The sequence below is a fragment of the Arthrobacter oryzae genome (assembly GCF_037911235.1).
Classification (GTDB): Bacteria; Actinomycetota; Actinomycetes; order Actinomycetales; family Micrococcaceae; genus Arthrobacter; species Arthrobacter oryzae_E.
Window position 1 is genome coordinate 69,441 of record NZ_JBBLYW010000024.1, and the last position, 17,066, is coordinate 86,506.

Here is a 17,066-nt window from a genome sequence, read left to right on the forward strand (position 1 = left end):
GCGTTGACGTCGCCGCTGGGGCGAGGTGAGAGCACGAGCCCATTCTCGTCCCGTTAGGCTGCGCGCACCAGTAGCCAGGGAAGCTAGGCCAGGCGGTTCCGAACAATCTCGCTGACGGTCTTGCCGTCGAACCGGCCCGCGACCTTGGCTGTCACAGGCTTCATCACGGCACCCATCTGCCGCAGGGACGGTTCCTGGCCCTCGGCCTTGAGCCCTGCGATTGTGTCATCGACGATGGCTTCGACCTCGTCACGGGTCAGGGCTTTGGGCAGGTAGGCCTCGATGACCTCCGCTTCGGCGATTTCCGCGGCAGCGCGGTCGGCCTCCCCCGCTTCGGTGTAGATCTTCGCGGTGTCGCGGCGTTTGGCGGCTTCCTTCTGGAGCAGTCCGGTTACCTGGGCATCGTCCAGTTCAATCGGCGTCTTGCCGGACTTCTCACGTGTTTCAATCTCACCGAGGACGTTCCGCACGGTGGTGAGCGCCACCTTGTTCCGGTCCTTCATGTGGATCACGACGTCGCCGTGGAGGCGTTCTTTGAGGGTGCTCATAGCGTTCTCGTTTCGTTGGCTTTGCCTCCATTGTGCCCCTAGACGTGCTGGCACCATGCCTTTCGGCCATTTGACCTTATGTCAGAACAAAGTCTTGACTCAGGCGTTAGAGCGCTCTAACGTTGGATGCAGCACGTGACCTGGCACACTCGCCGGAACCCACCAACGGTCCAATTGTTCGGGCCGAACGATCCGAGGAAGTCAACAATGTCGTTGCACGCAACACGCCCCAGCGCCAAGGGCAACAAATCAGGCTCAAAACATCGCGGGTACTTGACCCGCCTTACTGTCATCTCCACTCTCGGCGGACTCCTGTTCGGGTACGACACCGGCGTCATCTCCGGGGCATTGCTCTACATGCAGGACTCGCTGAGTATGTCCCCCGTCGAAGAAGCCACCGTCGTCAGCGCCCTGCTGTTCCCGGGTGCGGCCGTCGGCGCGCTGAGCGGCGGCCGGCTTGCCGACACACTCGGGCGCCGCGGCACGCTCCTCATCTGTGCGCTGCTCTTCCTGGTGGGCGCCCTGGGCTGTGCCATTGCGCCGACGGTCGGCTTCATGGTGGTGGCCCGTGTCATCCTCGGCCTCGGCGTCGGTGCCGCAGCTGTCACCTGCCCCCTGTACCTGGCAGAGATGGCACCGGCTCATCTCCGGGGGCGCATGGTCACCATCAACGAACTCATGATCGTCACCGGCCAGATGCTCGCCTTTGCCATCAACGCCCTTCTCGACTCGCTCATCCACGACGCGGAGGTCTGGCGCCTGATGCTGGGCGTGGCATCCATTCCCGCCATCGCGCTGTTGATCGGCATGCTCATCCTGCCCGAATCGCCCCGCTGGTTTGCGATCCGGGAGCGCTTTTCCGACAGCCGCCGCATCCTGGACCTAAGCCGCAGCCCGGAAGAAGCCGACTTCGAATACAAGGAAATCGTCGAATCCGCCAACACAGCAAAGACTGAGCGCTCCCACGCCTGGCGCGACCTGAAGAACAACCCGTGGATGCGCAAGCTCCTCTGGATCGGCATCGGCCTCGCAGTGGTCCAGCAGGCAACCGGCATCAACACGGTGAATTACTATGCACCCTCGATCCTGGAACGAAGCGGACTCGGCGTCAGCGCCTCACTCGTCGCCACCGTCGCGGTGGGCGTGACCTCAGTGCTGATGACCATCCTGGGCATTTACCTGCTGGGCTTTGTCGGACGACGCCGCATGCTGGTCATTGGCTTCTCCGGTGTCGTCGCCTCCCAGGCGATCCTCGCCGTCGTCTTTATGCTGCCGCAGTCGGATTTCGTCAGCTACACCATCCTCGCCGCCATGATGCTGTTCGTTGCCTTCGTGCAGTGCTTCATCGGCACCTGCGTCTGGCTGCTTCTGTCGGAAATCTTCCCGATGGCCATCCGCGGGTTTGCCATGGGCATCGCGGTCTTTGCCCTTTGGACGGTCAACGCCGGTATCTCCTTCCTCTTCCCGATCCTGGTGGTTGCCCTGGGCTCCACGGGAACCTTCGCGGTCTTCGTCCTGGTGAACATCGCCTCCCTGGTCTTCGTATCCAAGTTCGTTCCCGAGACCAAGGGGCAGTCGCTGGAAGAACTGGAGGTGCACTTCCGCACCGGCAGCCTGCCCGTCATCGCGGCTCCGACGGCGGCGCTTGGCGCGAAGACCGCGGCCAAGTAACGCCCGCTCAACTCCACAGCCGGGCCGTTGTGACGATCGCGGCCGGGGCGGCAGAGTGCCGCCCCGGCCGCGATACGCTTACCTGCAGAAAGCGGCCGATCGCCCGGGAGTGAAGTGAAGCACCAGGAAGTGTCCAAAAGAGCCACGATCTACGACGTCGCGAGGGTGGCCGGCGTCTCCCGCGCCCTTGTTTCGCTGGTGCTGCGGGACTCCCCCAAAGTCAGCGCAGAAAAGCGGCAGGCTGTTGCCGAAGCCATCGCAGAGCTCGACTACCGTCCAAGCCATGCCGCCCGCTGGCTGGCCAGCGGACGTACCCGCATTGTCGGGGTACTGCTGGATGATCTGGCGAATCCCTGGTTCGTGGAACTGCTCGACGGACTGCAGAGCGTACTCGGCGGGCAGAACCTGCGCATGGTCCTCAGTGACCCCACCTACCTGGCCCGGCCGGGCGATAGTCCGGTGGCGGCGTTCATGGACCTCCGCGTCGACGGGCTCATCATCGCCGGAGACGTCCAGCCCGATGACAACCTGTTACGGGCTGCCACGCATACCCCGACCGTCGTCGTCGGGACCCGCGCTTTCGAGCTTCCCTCCGCGGACCTCGTCACCAACGACGACGTCGCCGGAGCACGGATCGCCGTCGAACACCTGATCAGCCTCGGCCACCGAGACATCGCCTACCTCACTGCCCCGACCGGGTCAGCGGCGTTGCGGGCACGTTCCTATCAGGACACAATGGCGCGCCACGGCCTGCAAGATCAGATCCGTGTGGTGCAGACGGACCTGAGCGAACATTCCGGCTTCGAGGCAATGAACGGCCTGATTGACAGCGGGCACGTCCCGACGGCTGTCCTGGCCACCAACGACGTCCTCGCCGTCGGAGCTCTTTCGGCCGCCGACGACCACGGCATCAGCGTTCCCTCTCACCTGTCACTGGTCGGATACGACAACACTTACCTGGCCGGCATCCGGCATCTTTCACTCACCAGCGTGGACCCGGTAAGCCGTGACGTCGGCATCCGCGCCGCCCACCTGCTCCTCGAGCGCATGGCCGACCCGACTCTGTCCCAACGCACCGAAGTACTGACCCCGCGCCTCGTGGTTCGCAACAGCACCGCGGCGGTCCCTAAGGGCTGACGCGCCCGGCCTGAGTTGCCCCCACAGCGGGGTGCCTCACTGCCGCTTGTCGAGCACCTCGAGGAGCCGCCTGACCGAGCCTCCCAGGTTCCATTCGGTGGCCAAACGCTCGAGGTCGGCGCGCGAACCGCCAGCCACGGGGCGCAGCTGCGCACCCGCCTCCTCGAGCGTCGGCAACCCGAGGTGGCGCGCGACGTTCACAACCGTGGGTGCCACCTTGAGATAGTCCGAGGCCGAGCCCAGCTTGGATCGGACAGATGCCGAGAGCCCGCTCTCCGCGTCCGTCGCCGCCTCGAGCAGCATCTCGAGCGTGCCGTACTCGCCGAGCAGCGACGCCGCCGTCTTCTCGCCGATACCTCCGACGCCCGGCAGCCCGTCGGAAGCATCGCCGCGGAGGATCGCATAGTCTGCGTACTGCTCGGGCAGCACGCGATACTTGGCGACGACCACCGCGTCGGTGACGACTTCGAGGTTCTTCATGCCGCGCGCGGTGTAGATCACCCGCACCTGGCGGTCGTCGTCGACGACCTGGAAGAGGTCGCGGTCACCTGTGACCACGTCCACGGGCAAGCCGGCGTTGCTGGCATAGGTGCCCACGACGTCGTCGGCCTCATGCTCAGCAGCCCCCACGACAGCGATACCGGCGAGCTCGAGCACGCGGCGGATCATCGGAATCTGCGCCTCGAGCGCATCCGGCACCACCTCCACGTCGGGAGCGCCAGCCACCTCCCGCGCCACCCGGTGCGACTTGTAGCTCGGGATGAGGTCCACCCGCCACTGCGGGCGCCAGTCATCGTCCCAGCAGGCAACCAGATGCGTTGCCTCAAAGTCAGTGGTGAGACGCGCGATCATGTCCAGCAAGCCGCGAACGGCATTCACCGGCGTGCCGTCCGCGCGGCGGATAGTGTCGGGCAGGCCGTAGAACGCACGGAAGTACAGCGAGGCAGTGTCCAGCAACATCAGGCGGTGGGGCATACCTGATCCTGACACGGATGTGCCTCCTTGAGAATCCTGCCGGTACGCGGACTGCTGTTCAAAGCTCTTGATAGTAGTACAGCATCGGCTCCGTGCCGTTCGGTTCGGTGTTGGTAAACCCGCGTGTTTCATAAAACCGGCGGGCATCCGTGTCGTCGCCGTCCACGTTGATTTCAAGTAGCGCACCGCCGCGGCAGCGCACCAGGTCGCATGCTGCGGCGAGTAGGGCACTGCCCAGGCGATGGCCACGCAGGCCTGGTCGAACGTAGAGTTCGTCCAGGATTGCCACCGGGCCCTGGTACCAGACGTTGAGCCGGAAGCTAAGCACCGCAAGTCCACCGGGCGGCGCGCCGACGAGCAGCACCACCACGTCCTCCCCCGCCAGCAACTGCGCGAGCCGCGACGTCAGTTCGTCTGTGCCTGGGGTGGGCGTCTCGAACTCGGTGTTGAAATCGTGGAGCATGTGGGCCACCGTCGCGGCGTCCGCCGGAGTTGCCCTGCGTGGCGCCCCGACGCTGCCCGAGTCATCAGAAGTCACGGCTTCATCATGCTCGGCACATCAGCCGGCGTCCACCCTGACGTCCGCTGCTAACCGGCAGGCGCCACAACGTCCTGCAGCACTGACCTGTCGAAAAAACGGATCTCGCCCGTCTCCTCGAAGAACACCGGAACCACTGATGTGCTCGCGTCCTTCGACGTTTCGTAAATTTCGGGCGCACCGCCATGCTTGCGGGCAATTGTTCCCACCAGTTCGGTACCGCGGACCCGGACGGTTCGATATTTGTAGCTCATGGTGACTCCTTCGTCGACTATGGCAAACCCTACTCCCCGCCGGCAGTGGATCGTGGGCGGAAGCCGGCCCTGGCCTGATAGTGAGCGTCGAACCGATCACGCCCCAGCCGGCCCAGCCTTTCGACCGTGTGCCAGCTGATGACCGCCACCAGCAATGTCAACAGGATTGCCGAGACAGCCACAAGCGGCGGCAAATCTGCCGTGGACCCGCCATTCAGCCAGAGAATGACCACATAGTTCCAGAGGTACGCGGCATAGGAAACCGTGCCCAGCAGCTGCAGCGGGCGTGTCCACGTGGACATTTTTCGCGACCGGGAAGCCGCCAGAACCACCAGGACGGCCGCGGCAGCCATGGCCAGCGGGCCTCCAACGAAGAAGAAAACCGGCGATTCGTTAGCCTTGGGGAAGAACGCCTCGGCGGCAAGGACCAGGACGGCGGCAGGCAAAGCCGCCACCCGGAGCCGGGGACCGGAGAACCAGCGGAACACCCGGACCCTGTAGAGGCGCACAGCCGAACCGATGATCAGCCCGAGCCCCCATGTTGTGGGAAGGGCGTAAACCAGCGAGTGAAGGTGCGGGGCCAGGACAAGCATCCCCAGCACAGTCGCCGTCATGAGGAAAACGACGACGGCGGCAGACCAGCCCACCAGCCGCGCCTGGCGGTTCCTCCGCAGCGCAACCACCAGCAACGCCGGCCAGACCAGATAGAACTGTTCCTCCACCGCCAGCGTCCAGAGTGGCCCGATGGCCATGCTGACATCAAAAGGAAGCGGCAGGTCCTTGAGATAGCCAAAACCGGCAAGGAGGGTGTAGCCGATGATTCCCTTGGAACGGTCCCCCAGGACGTCCGCCGTCAGCTCAACGACGGCATAGACGCCCAGGAAGGCAATGAGCGCCGGCAACAGCCGGAAGGCCCGATGCGCATAGAAACGGCCGTAGCGAACTTTGCGGTGCCGTTCGATATCCCGAAGCAGCACGCCCGTGATCAGATACCCGCTCAGCACAAAAAAGGCTATGACGCCGACGATTCCGGCACCCTGAAAGACCCCTGGCCAGGAATGTCCGAGGAGAACTGCGCCCACGGCAGCACCGCGCAAGACGTCCAATCCGTCCAGCCTCTGGCGCACCGCACTTTGACCGGCGGCCTGCCCGGCAACCCTTCCGACCGTTCCTACCGTTCCGTCAACCAGCAACGTCAAATGACCTCCACAGCCCTATCCGGATAAATTCGTTTCGGGCGCCGGTTCGGTTCCAGGCGCCGCCCCGCCCATTATTCCCGGCCAATCTGGACGAAACCTGACCCCTGGCGGGCGACGCATAGGTCGTGGTGGCAGCAGTCAGCGGGGTTCGGGCGTTTCGCCGTTTCCGACAGCTTCGATCCAGTCGATGGCTTCGTCCGAGAAATAGAAACCTGAGGGACCGCTGTCGCCAACCCACCAGGCATCGGCCTCAACGCTTCCTCCGGCGTTCGTGATCTCGGTAACGATCTCCGCCGGAACCGCATCGCCATTGTTATCAATCAGCCACGCCTTTGTGGACGGCTTGAGCTGCGCCCACCATTGCTCGATATTCATGGCCGCAGTCTGCCACTCCGGCGGCAATTCCACGACCCCCGAGGGAGAACAGGGCACGCCGCAGCTAGCCTTCATCGCCGTGGTTCGCCCGTCCTGCCATCTCCCTGTGGCCACGGGTGGCTTTGGTGAAGCCCGCGGCGAGAGCGGCTACTGTGGCGGTTCCGGTGGCGGCGGCCATGGCGTAGGCCATGTTCGTGTAGCTGCCCAGCCAGGCTGCCAGCGCCGGTCCGGCGGCCGGGGCGAGGGCAGTAACGGCTGTGAGGGGTGCGGCGAACGCGCCCTGGAGGGTGCCAAGGCCGGCGGTTCCCCAACGATCAGCAACGATCGTGGCCTGCAGCAGGGTGTGGCAGCCCCGGACGGCACCGGCGAGCATGCCCGCCGCGATCAGCATGGGTACCGGTCCCGGCAGGAGGGCGAGCACGATGATCGCAACGGTGGCGGTGACCGTAATGACCGGCAGCCGCGCACCGGAGGGTATGGCGGAGAAGACCAAACGTCCGCCAACCTGGCCTGCGCCGATGAGTCCGAGGCCGAACGCAGCAATCGCGTAGTCGGCGCCTTTCTCCATCAGTAGCGGAATGACGTTCAACGTCACTGTATAGAGGCCGAGGCAGAGGAGCATCATGAGCGACTGCAGCCCGATGAATTCAGGGCTGCGGCGGAGGGCGCGGACCCGGCCCCTGGCAGTTGCCGGATGTTCCCCGTGCTGGGCGGAGATCCAGGACCGGTTGAGGTAGCGGGCGTGCAGCGGCACCGTGATCACGCCCAGTAGTCCGGCGAGGACCAGGAAAGCTGCCCGCCAGCCGATTCCGTTGCTGAGGGCGGCAGTGAGCGGGGCGAAGATCGTGGAGGCAAACTCTGCGCTGAGGGTCAGGATGGTCAGCGGCCGGACCCGGTGCGCGCCGTACCAGCGGCTGATCACGGTGAACGCCGGCTGATAAAGCACCGCCGCCTGTGCCGTTCCGGCGAGCAGCCAGGCGCCAGCGAACAGTGGCAGGTTCGGCGCCAGTCCCGCCAGCGCGAGGGCCAACACTCCGAGCAAGGAGCCGCCAACCATGATGGTACGCGGCCCGGCCCTGTCCAGCGCACGTCCCACCAGGACGCCCGCAGCTGCCGAGAGAAGCAGCCCCGCGGAAAAGGCTCCGGTGACGAGAGCCGGTTCCCAGCCGGTGTCCTCGCTGATGGGCCGGACCGCGGCGGGGAGGGCGTAGTACAGGATGCCCCAGCCCGTGGTCTGAGTGACGCACAACGCAGCAAGACCCCCGCGCGGTGCACCCTCCGCGAGCAGTGTCCGGGATACCGCGGGGGCGGGCACGGCCTAGTTCCCAGTCAGCTCCGGGTACAGCTTCTGGACCCGGGCCTTGATGTCGTTCCGGACCAGGCGCATGCGCTCCATGCCTTCGATGCCGCGTTCGGAGGGCTCATCCGTTTCCCACACCTCATAGCGAATGCCGTCGCGCGGCTCGATCTTAGCTTCGGTGCCCAGCACCACGACGACGTCCACGGCGTCCAGGACCTCGTCGGTCACTGGTTTCGGGTGCTCGCCGGTGATGTCGACACCGAGTTCGGCCAAGGACTCAACGGCCTGCGGATTGAGGGACTTGCCCGGTTTGGTGCCCGCAGAGAAGACCGTCACCGCCCCGCCCGCGAGCTGGTTCATGAGCCCGGCGGCGAGTTGGGATTTGCCGCCGTTCTTGCTGCAGACGAAGAGGACGGCCGGGGCTTCACGTGAGCCGGTGGTTTCCTGGGTCATGGAATAGTCGTTTCCTTAGTGAGCAGGGAGTCTGTCGAGGGTTTTGTTCAGTTGCTGCCGGAACGTCCGTGGGACAGCCCTGTGGGGAAGCCGACCAGTACCGGTTCGGGGGCGGAGCAGCAGCCTGCCTCCGCCGTGCCTGCTGTGACTGCCGACGCTGCGGCCGGAACGTCGCAGCTGGTTCCGGCGTCGGACGAACAGACCCCGGTTTCCGGAAGCTCCAGATAAACCGTGTCCGCTGCTTCGCGGTCCCCGGCGAGGGCTGCCACCACTGATCGGACCTGTTCGTAGCCGGTGGCCAGCAGGAAGGTCGGGGCCCGGCCGTAGGACTTCATGCCGACGATGTAGAAGTCCTGCTCCGGGTGGGCCAGGAGCTTGGCGCCGTGGGGCGCAACGGTGCCGCAGGAGTGGAATTCGGGGTCGATCAGCGGTCCCAGCTCCCGGGGCGCTTCGACGGCAGGGTCCAGATCGAGCCGGAGTTCGCGGAGGATGTCCAGGTCCGGGCGGAAGCCGGTACAGGGAACGACGACGTCTGCCTCCAGCGTGCGGCCATCCACTGCTCCAACGGTCACGCCCGACTCCAGGGCCTTGAGGGAAGCAATGCCGAAGCCGGTGTGCAGTTCAATGGTCCCTGCCTCGACGAGCCGGCGGAGGCGGCTGCCGAGCTGTCCGCGGGCAGGCAGACCGTCGGCGTCACCGCCGCCGTAGACCTTCTCGGCGGACGGGCCGCGCACAGCCCACAGGAGCCGGGTGTCCGGTTCTTCCTTGGCGAGGTCGGCGAGGCTGATGAGTGTGTTCGCGGCGGAGTGCCCGGCGCCGACCACCAGGACGCGGCGGCCGGCGAACGAGGCCCGGTCACGTCCCGTCACATCGGGCAGCGGCGAGGAAACCCTGTCCGCGGCCGTGTCCTCTCCGATGGCAGGCAGGCCGGAGGTGCCAAGCGGGTTGCGGGTGGACCAGGTGCCGGAGGCATCGATGACACCTGCCACGGCATGATCGCGGATTTCGCCGTCCTGGTGTTCCACCCGGACGAGGAACGGGGTGATTTCGCGGTGACGGGTGTGGGTCTTGTCCATGCCGGACCGTGTCACGGCGATGACCTTTGCACCGGTCTCCAGCCGTGAGCTGATGGCCGGCAGTGCGGCCAGCGGGGCCAGGTAATTGTCGATCAGGTCCCCGCCATAGGGCAGCGCCGTGAGCCGGGGAGATTCCCAGCCGGCGGCTTCGAGCAGGCGGACGGCGGCGGCGTCGATGTTGTACCGCCATGGCGAGAACAGCCGGATGTGGCGCCACTGTTCGATGGCGGCGCCCGCGGAGGGCCCGGATTCGAAGATCGCCGGCTCAAGGCCGCGCTCCAAAAGGTGCGCCGCGGCGGCCAGGCCCACCGGGCCGGCGCCGATCACTGCAATGGGAAGGTTCGTCGTCGAATCCATCAGGTCCTCTTTCATCAGTGGGTGTGGCGGTTGCTGCCCAACCAGGTGTCAACATCTGCTGCTACCTGGTTGGGCAGCCAAAGGGGCGCTAGCAGCAGTCCTGGTCCGTGCAGGATTCGTCCTCGCAGCAGCCAGCGTCGGTGCAGTATCCGGTATCCATTCGGCTCACCCCCTCCCCTTGTCAATCTCTAGGCGTGGGTGGGTTCTTCCACCAAAGCCGTGGCGATGCTGTCGGCGTCGTCAAGGGCGGCCAGGTAGCGCTCAGCGTCGAGGGCAGCGGCACATCCGGTGCCCGCGGCCGTGATGGCCTGGCGGTACCGGTGGTCCACGGCGTCACCGCAGGCGAAGACACCGGAAAGGTTGGTGACCGTGGTGGGGGCGTCCACCTTGATGTAGCCTTCCGCGTCGAGGTCAACCTGGCCCGCCACAAGTTCCGTGCGCGGCAGGTGCCCGATGGCCACGAAGATCCCGGTTGCGGCCTGCTCCCGGGTTTCGCCGGACCGCGTGTCCGTAAGGGTCACGCCGGTGACCTTGCCGTCGCCGTGGATCGTCGTAACCGCTGAGTTCCAGGCGAAGCTGATTTTTGGATTGTCCTTGGCGCGCTGGGCCATGATGCGGGAGGCGCGGAGTTCGCCCTTGCGGACTACCACGGTGACAGTCCGGGCGAAGCGGGTCAGGAACGTCGCCTCCTCCATCGCGGAGTCCCCGCCGCCGACGACGACGATGTCCTGGTCGCGGAAGAAGAACCCGTCGCAGGTGGCGCACCAGGAGACACCGTGGCCGCTGAACTTCTTCTCCTCGGGCAGGCCGAGTTCCTTGTAGGCGGAGCCGGTGGCGAGGATGACGGCGGGCGCCTCGTGGGTTTCGCCGGCGCCGGTGACCACGCGCTTGAGGTGCCCGGTCAGCGTCACTTCAGTGACGTCGTCAAACACTACCTTGGCGCCGAAGCGCTCGGCCTGCTGCTGCAGCCCGTCCATGAGCTCGGGGCCTTGGATGCCGCCCGGGAAGCCGGGGAAGTTTTCCACCTCGGTGGTGTTCATCAGGGCACCGCCTGCGGTGACCGCTCCGGCCAGGACCAGGGGGTTCAGTCCCGCCCTGGCGGCGTAGATGGCTGCGGTGTAGCCGGCGGGGCCGGACCCGATGATGATCAGCTGTTCGGTGCTCGCTGCGGTGCTCACAAAAGGCTCCTTGGTCCGGGTCTGTTACTTGGCGGCGGGGATGAGGGATTCGATCAGGTCCTCGATACGGGTCTTGATATCGTCGCGGATCGGGCGGACCGAGTCCACGCCCTTGCCTGCCGGATCCTCCAGGACCCAGTCCTCGTAGCGCTTGCCGGGGAAGTACGGGCATTCGTCGCCACAGCCCATGGTGATCACAACGTCGGATTCCTTGACGGCCTCCGTGGTGAGGACCTTCGGGATCTCCGAGGACATGTCGATGCCTACCTCAGCCATTGCTTCGACGGCGGCCGGGTTGATTTTTTCGGCGGGCTGGGAACCGGCGGAGCGGACCTCGATTTCACCCTTGGACAGGGTGGTGAGGAAGGCTGCGGCCATCTGCGAGCGGCCCGCGTTGTGGACGCAGACAAAGAGGACGGACGGCTTCTTGGCGGTTTCGGTGCTCACAGTGTTTCTCCTGGAATCAGTTTCGGCATCGCTCGGTAAAACATTGATGATGATCGATGTAATGAGTATTGGTAATAGATTGATGATTGTCAATATGTCTTCGGCGGCCGGCCTTCAGCACCCGCTGCGCGCGGCGACTAGGCGGCGAGCACACGAGGGGCGAGGTCCTGGACCCGGCGCGAAATATCCTCGAAGGCCGCCTCGAAGGCTTCCTCCGTGCCCGCGCGAACCGGATCCGGCACCGACCAGTGGGCGCCACCCAGACCCGGCAACTCCTCATGGGCACTGTCGCACACGGTCACAACAAAATCGCCGCCCTCCACCGCCTGGTCCAGCGTGCGCGGAAGACGCCCTTCGAGATCCATGCCATGACGCCGGGCAACCTCTATGGCGCCCTGGGCTACCCGGTCCGCCGGGTGCGTTCCCGCCGACACCGACGGAATCTGGCTGGCCTGCCCCCAGAGGGCGGCGGCAAGCTGCGACCGGGCACTGTTCCGCGTGCAGACGAACAGCACGCGGCGGGCCTCATGTTCGACCCCTGGCACCAGGCCCTCCAGCGCGCCGGAAGCGAGCCGGATGTAGCTGCGCCGCCGGTCCGCTTCGGAGCGGCGGCGGACTGCCAGCCCGGCATCCTCGAGTGTGCGCAGATGGTGGGACAGCAGGTTGGACGGCATCCCCAGCTCGGCCTGCAACTCCGTCGGGGAGAAGTCTCCCAAGGTCAGCAGATCCACGATGCGCAGCCGTGCAGGATCAGAAAGGGCCGCGTGCCTGGCGATGCGCATCCTGAATTCGTCAGTTGCCTCAATTTTCATTGATTCAATTTTGACTGAGTTTGTTCTTTGGGTCAAGCTGTTGCCATGACTTCAAACCAGCCACGCCTGTGGCGCCGCGCCGTTGCCGAACTGCTCGGCACCAGCCTGCTCGTGACCATCGTCGTCGGCTCCGGGATCGCCGCGCAGCAACTCTCCCCCGGCGATGTCGGCCTGCAGTTGCTGGAGAACAGCACCGCCACAGCGCTTGGCCTGACGGTGTTGATCCTGATGCTTGGGCCGGTGAGCGGCGCGCACTTCAACCCTGTGGTCTCCCTCGCCGACTGGATCCTCGGCCGAGGCAGCGGCTCCGGATTGACCCTGCCGGAACTTGGCATTTATGTGGCTGCCCAGACCGCAGGTGCAATCAGCGGCAGCGTGCTCGCGAACGCGATGTTTGAGGTGGGCACCTCCATCTCCGCCAAAGAGCGCGCCACCACGGGTCATCTGCTGGCGGAGGTTGTCGCGACGGCGGGGCTCGTTCTCCTCATCTTCGCCCTCGCAGCCACAAAGCGGGGCATCCTTGCCGCTCCGGCGGTGGGCGCCTACATCGGGGCGGCGTACTGGTTCACGTCCTCAACGTCGTTCGCGAACCCGGCCGTTACAGTCGGCCGCATGTTCAGTGACACCTTCGCCGGCATCGCCCCGCCGTCGGTGCCAGGCTTCGTGGTGGCGCAACTGATCGGCGGGGCGCTCGGCCTCGGCCTTCTCCTCGCCCTGTTCCCAGCCGCAGCCCGCGCCGCGGACGACGTCGTTCTCCCGCACAGTTCGGTCAAGGCCGACTCATAGGGCGGGCCTGGTCCTTCCGGCGCCCCGCATACATTGATGATTATCAATGTTGGGGCATAATAGGTACATGAGCGCACTGCCCGTACTCGAGCCGGCCACGGATGAAACCTGCTGCGCCCCGGCAGGAACACCTGCCCTGGGCGCAGAGGAGGCCAAGCAGAAAGCCCTGGTCTTCAAGGCTCTGGCCGATCCGAACCGGCTGCGCCTGCTCTCCATCGTCAAGGCGGACGCCTCCGGTGAATCCTGCGTGTGCGACCTGACCGGGCCGCTGGACCTTGGCCAGCCCACGGTCTCCCACCACCTGAAGATCCTGGTGGAAGCCGGGCTGCTGCACCGTGAGAAGCGCGGCACGTGGGCCTACTACTCCCTGGTTCCCGGAGCCCTGGAGCAGACGGCCGGACTCTTGGCCACCCTGTGACCGCACCGGTCCCGTCCGCTGTCACCATCCGTTCCATGCACGACGGCGACTGGCCGGCCGTGCAGCGGATCTACCGTGAGGGTATCGCCACCGGCCATGCCACCGCAGCCCCTCCTACGCCTGGCGTTCAGTAGCGGCGGCTGGGACGCGCAGGCTGCCATACCTCTCCATGCGGTGCCACCGAAGGTGGACGCCTGCCAGCGCGGTGACCACAGACTGGATGACCACCAGATACATCAGCTGCCGATAGACGAACTGCTGGAGTGGAAGCGTCCAGAGCGGCCCGAGCCGTTCCGTGTCGAGCCGGAACGCGTAACTGGCCATGAGTAACTGAACGACAAGGAAGACAAGCCAGAGCGCCCCGATCCGGAGTGGATCGAGGAAGATCAGCCCATAGACAGCGAAGACATCGACGATAGGGGCGAACAGGGGAAGCAGCACTTGGAGAACGAGCAGATAGCCGAGTCCGCGTCGGCCGAGCTTGCCAGCCGCTCCCCGCTGCACCACCGCGCCCCGGTGCTTCCACATTGCCTGCAATGTGCCATAGCACCAGCGGTACCTCTGGCGCCACAAGGCCCCAAGGGTAGCGGGTGCCTCGGTCCAGGCCCGCGCGTCGTCCTGGTAGACCACACGCCAGCCGTCGCGGCACAGTGACATCGTGAGATCGGTGTCTTCGGCGAGCGTATCGTCGCTTACTCCGCCGACCCTCAGGAGGGCGTCGCGGCGGAAGGCACCAATGGCCCCGGGGACAGTGGGCATGCACTCGGCGACGTCGAACAGCCGGCGGTCAAGATTGAAGCCCACGACGTACTCGATGTGCTGCCAGGCGCCGAGGATGCCCCCGCGGTTGGCGACCTTGGTGTTGCCCGAAATTGCACCCACCCGCGGGTCCGCGAATTGCTGAATGAGGGCATGGACCGTGTCCGGTTCGAAGACGGTGTCGCCGTCGACCATCACCACAATCTGGTGGCTGGCAGCGCCAAGCCCGGCATTGAGGGCGGACGGCTTGCCTCCGTTCTCCTTCCGTATCACCGTGACGCCCGGTATGCCGAGCGCTTCCACGATGTCTGCGGTCCCGTCGGTTGAGCCGTCGTCGACCACGATGATCTCAACGGGATGGGTCGAGGCGACGATGGAGCGGACCGCGGCTTCGATGCCGGCGGCCTCGTTGTAGGCAGGGACGATCACGCTGACTGGCTCCGTGACCTCCGGCCTGACCGGCACGTCCAGCCGTCGCCGACCGCGGCTGGCCGTCTGAATACGCCGCGCGGCACGGCTGTGGCGCGCCGCGAAACCGATGACCAGCACCGCACGGATAAGCGTCACGATGCCGGCCGCAACGAGCCCCCACGAGATGGCCGTGACGACGAAATCGCTGAGCTGTATGCCGCGCACGAAGGCCGTACCGGTAATTTCCTCGGCGCTGGACGCCTCCCGCATGCTCTCAATTCCGATTGCGTCGCCGACCGTTGTCACGCGATAGCCCTGGTCAGCGAATCGCGGCAGGGCGGAATCGAGAGCTGCGACGGTCTGCTCCCTGTCGCTACCCCCGTCGTGCATCAGGAGCACCTGGCCCTCTGGGCCGGACACAGTGAGGTTCCGCTCGATCGTCGCGACGCCCGGCCGCCGCCAATCCTCGCTGTCGATAGTGCTGAGCACGGTGAGGTACCCCTCGTCCGCCGACGCCTGCATCGCGGACCAGGTGCTGTCGGTGACCGCTTCGTTCCCGGAGCTGTAAGGCGGACGCTGTAGCGACGTCGCACGGCCGGTAATGCCGGCGATCGCCTCCTGGGCACCTTGGACCTCGAGTTGGCGTCGCCACGGCGGGGCAGTGCCGAGGTCAGTGTGGGTGAGTGTGTGTACGCCGATCTCGTGACCTTCTGCAATGATGCGGCGTACGAGCTCGGGGTTGTCGATCGCCGCCGAGCCAACCACGAAGAACGTAGCGCGAACGTGATGCTTCCGCAGGACGTCGAGGATTTGGGGCGTCCAGACGGGGTCCGGTCCGTCGTCGAAAGTAAGCGCGAGCGTACGATCCGGCGGACTCACGGTGCGGACCGCCCCGCCGCGGGAATCGATGACCGGACCGCCGTGGGAGACGGCGTTCGGGACGGTGTCCGCGGACGCACTTGCCGGCACGGAGTCATCGCCGATCCCGGCAAGATGGTGCATGTATCCCTGCACCGCGAGGGCAACACCCAGCGCGAACAGGAGGGCTACAAGGACGAACCAATGCGCCCTCACACTGACCGGAACAACGGCCTTGATCGGTCGGTGCACGCTCACGGCTGGGGCGGGGCTGACGGACGCGTGGTCTGGCCCGGAGCCGTCCCGCTCTTGCCCGGCGATGTCGCCTCCGTGATCTCCGCTTGGGGGCTAACGGGCGCAGAGGGGGCCGCCCGATCCACGGTCGTATCGTTGACCGATGGTGCTGCTGGAACGGTTGAAGGCCCTGTCACCGGAGCCTGGAATGCGGCCGGCGCAGGCTCGGCCGCCTCAGCCAGCTGAGCTGGTGGCGTGGCCTCGTCAGATGCCTGTGGCGGCGGAGGGGAAGAAGGAACGTCACGGGCCGCCGGGGCCGCAGGCAGAGGCAGGTAAGGCGCAGCGACATTGGACCCGCCGATGAAGGCAACCAACAGGAGAACAACATATCCAGCCACGAGCCCAAGGGCCCCGAGGCCGACAAGCTTCACCAGCAGCAGGCGCCGACCTGATTCATCAACAAAGACCGGCCCGCGCGGGGGCGCTGACCTTGATTGACCGGACGTTTCATCAATAGCTTCCATCGGGCATCAACCTTAGGTGATCCGCCATCGGTCTCCCAAAAGCATGACCCGTGAGCGAACCAAGCGGACCAACTTCCGTTTCGCAGGGGGCGCTGGTGACGCAGGTGACGCGAGTGACGCAGGTGGCGCTCAATGTCAGGCAGAAGCAGTGACGTTTTCGAGGACGACGGCGAGGCCCTGGCCGACGCCGATGCAGATCGCGGCGACGCCCCAGCGTTCACCGGAGGCCTGCAGGGACCGGGCCAGCGTGCCCAGGATCCGGCCGCCCGAGGCACCGAGGGGGTGGCCCATCGCGATCGCGCCGCCGTGCCGGTTCACAATTGCGTGGTCGATCCCCCAGGCGTTGATGCAGGCCAGGGACTGCGCGGCGAACGCTTCGTTAAGTTCGACGGCGCCCACCTGCTCCCAGCTGATGCCCGCCTTCGCGAGGGCCTTGTTCGCAGCCTCCACCGGGGCGTACCCGAAAAACTGCGGATCGTTCGCGTGCGCACCCCGGCCCGCAATCCGGGCCAGCGGTTCCATCCCGAGGATCCCGGCGGCGTTCCCGGACCCGATCCAGGCCGCGGACGCCCCGTCCGAGAGCGGGGACGCGTTCCCGGCCGTAACCGTGCCGTTCTCGGCCCGGAACACCGTCTTCAACCCCGCGAGCTTCTCCGCCGAGGACCCCGCCCGGATCCCCTCATCCCGGACCAGGTCCGTGCCCGGCACCGGAGCCACCAGGTTGTCATAGAACCCCTCGTCCCACGCCGCGGCGGC

The 17,066-nt window shown here is 66.0% G+C and carries 18 protein-coding genes; 4 read left to right on the plus strand and 14 right to left on the minus strand.

Annotation, left to right across the window (positions count from 1 at the left end; all coding sequences use genetic code 11):
- Positions 1-83 precede the first annotated feature (83 nt).
- Positions 84-548, minus strand: a complete 465-nt coding sequence (locus WMN78_RS08070) for a GatB/YqeY domain-containing protein (RefSeq protein ID WP_340533176.1) — start codon at positions 546-548, stop codon at positions 84-86.
- Positions 549-755: 207 nt separating this feature from the next.
- Between WMN78_RS08070 and WMN78_RS08075 the strand changes: the two genes are divergently transcribed.
- Both WMN78_RS08075 and WMN78_RS08080 read left to right on the plus strand, forming a co-directional pair.
- The gene (locus WMN78_RS08075) at positions 756-2,219 is read left to right on the plus strand and encodes a sugar porter family MFS transporter (RefSeq protein WP_340533178.1); all 1,464 of its coding nucleotides are present in this window, start codon (positions 756-758) and stop codon (positions 2,217-2,219) included.
- 114 nt (positions 2,220-2,333) lie between these two features.
- The gene (locus tag WMN78_RS08080) at positions 2,334-3,356 is read left to right on the plus strand and encodes a LacI family DNA-binding transcriptional regulator (protein WP_340533180.1); all 1,023 of its coding nucleotides are present in this window, start codon (positions 2,334-2,336) and stop codon (positions 3,354-3,356) included.
- A 36-nt stretch (positions 3,357-3,392) separates the two neighbouring features.
- Here the strand turns inward: WMN78_RS08080 and WMN78_RS08085 are convergent, their stop codons facing one another.
- The 11 genes from WMN78_RS08085 to WMN78_RS08135 form a co-directional block, all read right to left on the minus strand.
- A complete protein-coding gene (locus WMN78_RS08085; protein WP_340533182.1) occupies positions 3,393-4,331 on the minus strand; it encodes a 5'-3' exonuclease in 939 nt (312 codons plus the stop codon).
- Between the two features lie 58 nt (positions 4,332-4,389).
- Complete coding sequence (locus WMN78_RS08090) at positions 4,390-4,794, minus strand: GNAT family N-acetyltransferase (RefSeq protein ID WP_340533205.1); 405 nt, start codon at positions 4,792-4,794, stop codon at positions 4,390-4,392.
- A gap of 125 nt (positions 4,795-4,919) precedes the next feature.
- The gene (locus tag WMN78_RS08095; RefSeq protein WP_305940926.1) at positions 4,920-5,123 is read right to left on the minus strand and encodes a hypothetical protein; all 204 of its coding nucleotides are present in this window, start codon (positions 5,121-5,123) and stop codon (positions 4,920-4,922) included.
- A 29-nt stretch (positions 5,124-5,152) separates the two neighbouring features.
- Positions 5,153-6,229: an acyltransferase gene (locus WMN78_RS08100; protein ID WP_340533184.1), complete on the minus strand. Its 1,077-nt coding sequence runs from the start codon at positions 6,227-6,229 to the stop codon at positions 5,153-5,155.
- A gap of 231 nt (positions 6,230-6,460) precedes the next feature.
- Positions 6,461-6,697, minus strand: a complete 237-nt coding sequence (locus WMN78_RS08105) for a hypothetical protein (RefSeq protein ID WP_340533185.1) — start codon at positions 6,695-6,697, stop codon at positions 6,461-6,463.
- A 64-nt stretch (positions 6,698-6,761) separates the two neighbouring features.
- The gene (locus WMN78_RS08110; protein WP_340533187.1) at positions 6,762-8,012 is read right to left on the minus strand and encodes an MFS transporter; all 1,251 of its coding nucleotides are present in this window, start codon (positions 8,010-8,012) and stop codon (positions 6,762-6,764) included.
- A gap of 3 nt (positions 8,013-8,015) precedes the next feature.
- The gene (locus tag WMN78_RS08115; RefSeq protein WP_340533188.1) at positions 8,016-8,450 is read right to left on the minus strand and encodes a low molecular weight phosphatase family protein; all 435 of its coding nucleotides are present in this window, start codon (positions 8,448-8,450) and stop codon (positions 8,016-8,018) included.
- Positions 8,451-8,497: 47 nt separating this feature from the next.
- Positions 8,498-9,883: an FAD-dependent oxidoreductase gene (locus WMN78_RS08120; RefSeq protein WP_340533189.1), complete on the minus strand. Its 1,386-nt coding sequence runs from the start codon at positions 9,881-9,883 to the stop codon at positions 8,498-8,500.
- A gap of 188 nt (positions 9,884-10,071) precedes the next feature.
- Positions 10,072-11,061 carry a thioredoxin-disulfide reductase gene (gene trxB, locus WMN78_RS08125; RefSeq protein ID WP_340533191.1) on the minus strand — a complete coding sequence of 330 codons (990 nt, stop codon included), beginning with the start codon at positions 11,059-11,061 and terminating at the stop codon, positions 10,072-10,074.
- A gap of 24 nt (positions 11,062-11,085) precedes the next feature.
- Positions 11,086-11,508: an arsenate reductase ArsC gene (locus WMN78_RS08130; RefSeq protein WP_340533193.1), complete on the minus strand. Its 423-nt coding sequence runs from the start codon at positions 11,506-11,508 to the stop codon at positions 11,086-11,088.
- 137 nt (positions 11,509-11,645) lie between these two features.
- Positions 11,646-12,320 (minus strand): helix-turn-helix domain-containing protein, encoded by a 675-nt coding sequence (locus WMN78_RS08135; protein ID WP_340533194.1) that lies wholly within the window; start codon positions 12,318-12,320, stop codon positions 11,646-11,648.
- Between the two features lie 45 nt (positions 12,321-12,365).
- Here WMN78_RS08135 and WMN78_RS08140 point away from each other — a divergent pair, with 45 nt between their 5' ends.
- Entirely contained in the window at positions 12,366-13,106 is a 741-nt protein-coding gene (locus WMN78_RS08140; protein WP_340533195.1) for an MIP/aquaporin family protein, read from the plus strand.
- 67 nt (positions 13,107-13,173) lie between these two features.
- A complete protein-coding gene (locus WMN78_RS08145; protein WP_340533196.1) occupies positions 13,174-13,524 on the plus strand; it encodes a metalloregulator ArsR/SmtB family transcription factor in 351 nt (116 codons plus the stop codon).
- A 114-nt stretch (positions 13,525-13,638) separates the two neighbouring features.
- On the opposite strand, the gene WMN78_RS08150 is transcribed toward WMN78_RS08145, so the two are convergent.
- Together WMN78_RS08150 and WMN78_RS08155 are read right to left on the minus strand one after the other, a co-directional pair.
- The gene (locus tag WMN78_RS08150; RefSeq protein ID WP_340533198.1) at positions 13,639-15,810 is read right to left on the minus strand and encodes a bifunctional polysaccharide deacetylase/glycosyltransferase family 2 protein; all 2,172 of its coding nucleotides are present in this window, start codon (positions 15,808-15,810) and stop codon (positions 13,639-13,641) included.
- 635 nt (positions 15,811-16,445) lie between these two features.
- The coding region (locus tag WMN78_RS08155) for a thiolase family protein (RefSeq protein ID WP_340533199.1) at positions 16,446-17,066 on the minus strand (621 nt) is incomplete at its 5' end.

Excerpts from the sequence above, each read along its gene's own strand:
- WMN78_RS08070 (WP_340533176.1), bottom strand. The coding sequence starts at position 548 with ATGAGCACCCTCAAAGAACGCCTCCACGGCGACGTCGTGATCCACATG.
- WMN78_RS08075 (WP_340533178.1), top strand. The coding sequence starts at position 756 with ATGTCGTTGCACGCAACACGCCCCAGCGCCAAGGGCAACAAATCAGGC.
- WMN78_RS08085 (WP_340533182.1), bottom strand. The coding sequence starts at position 4,331 with ATGCCCCACCGCCTGATGTTGCTGGACACTGCCTCGCTGTACTTCCGT.
- WMN78_RS08090 (WP_340533205.1), bottom strand. The coding sequence starts at position 4,794 with ATGCTCCACGATTTCAACACCGAGTTCGAGACGCCCACCCCAGGCACA.
- WMN78_RS08095 (WP_305940926.1), bottom strand. The coding sequence starts at position 5,123 with ATGAGCTACAAATATCGAACCGTCCGGGTCCGCGGTACCGAACTGGTG.
- WMN78_RS08105 (WP_340533185.1), bottom strand. The coding sequence starts at position 6,697 with ATGAATATCGAGCAATGGTGGGCGCAGCTCAAGCCGTCCACAAAGGCG.
- WMN78_RS08115 (WP_340533188.1), bottom strand. The coding sequence starts at position 8,450 with ATGACCCAGGAAACCACCGGCTCACGTGAAGCCCCGGCCGTCCTCTTC.
- WMN78_RS08120 (WP_340533189.1), bottom strand. The coding sequence starts at position 9,883 with ATGGATTCGACGACGAACCTTCCCATTGCAGTGATCGGCGCCGGCCCG.
- WMN78_RS08135 (WP_340533194.1), bottom strand. The coding sequence starts at position 12,320 with ATGAAAATTGAGGCAACTGACGAATTCAGGATGCGCATCGCCAGGCAC.
- WMN78_RS08140 (WP_340533195.1), top strand. The coding sequence starts at position 12,366 with ATGACTTCAAACCAGCCACGCCTGTGGCGCCGCGCCGTTGCCGAACTG.
- WMN78_RS08145 (WP_340533196.1), top strand. The coding sequence starts at position 13,174 with ATGAGCGCACTGCCCGTACTCGAGCCGGCCACGGATGAAACCTGCTGC.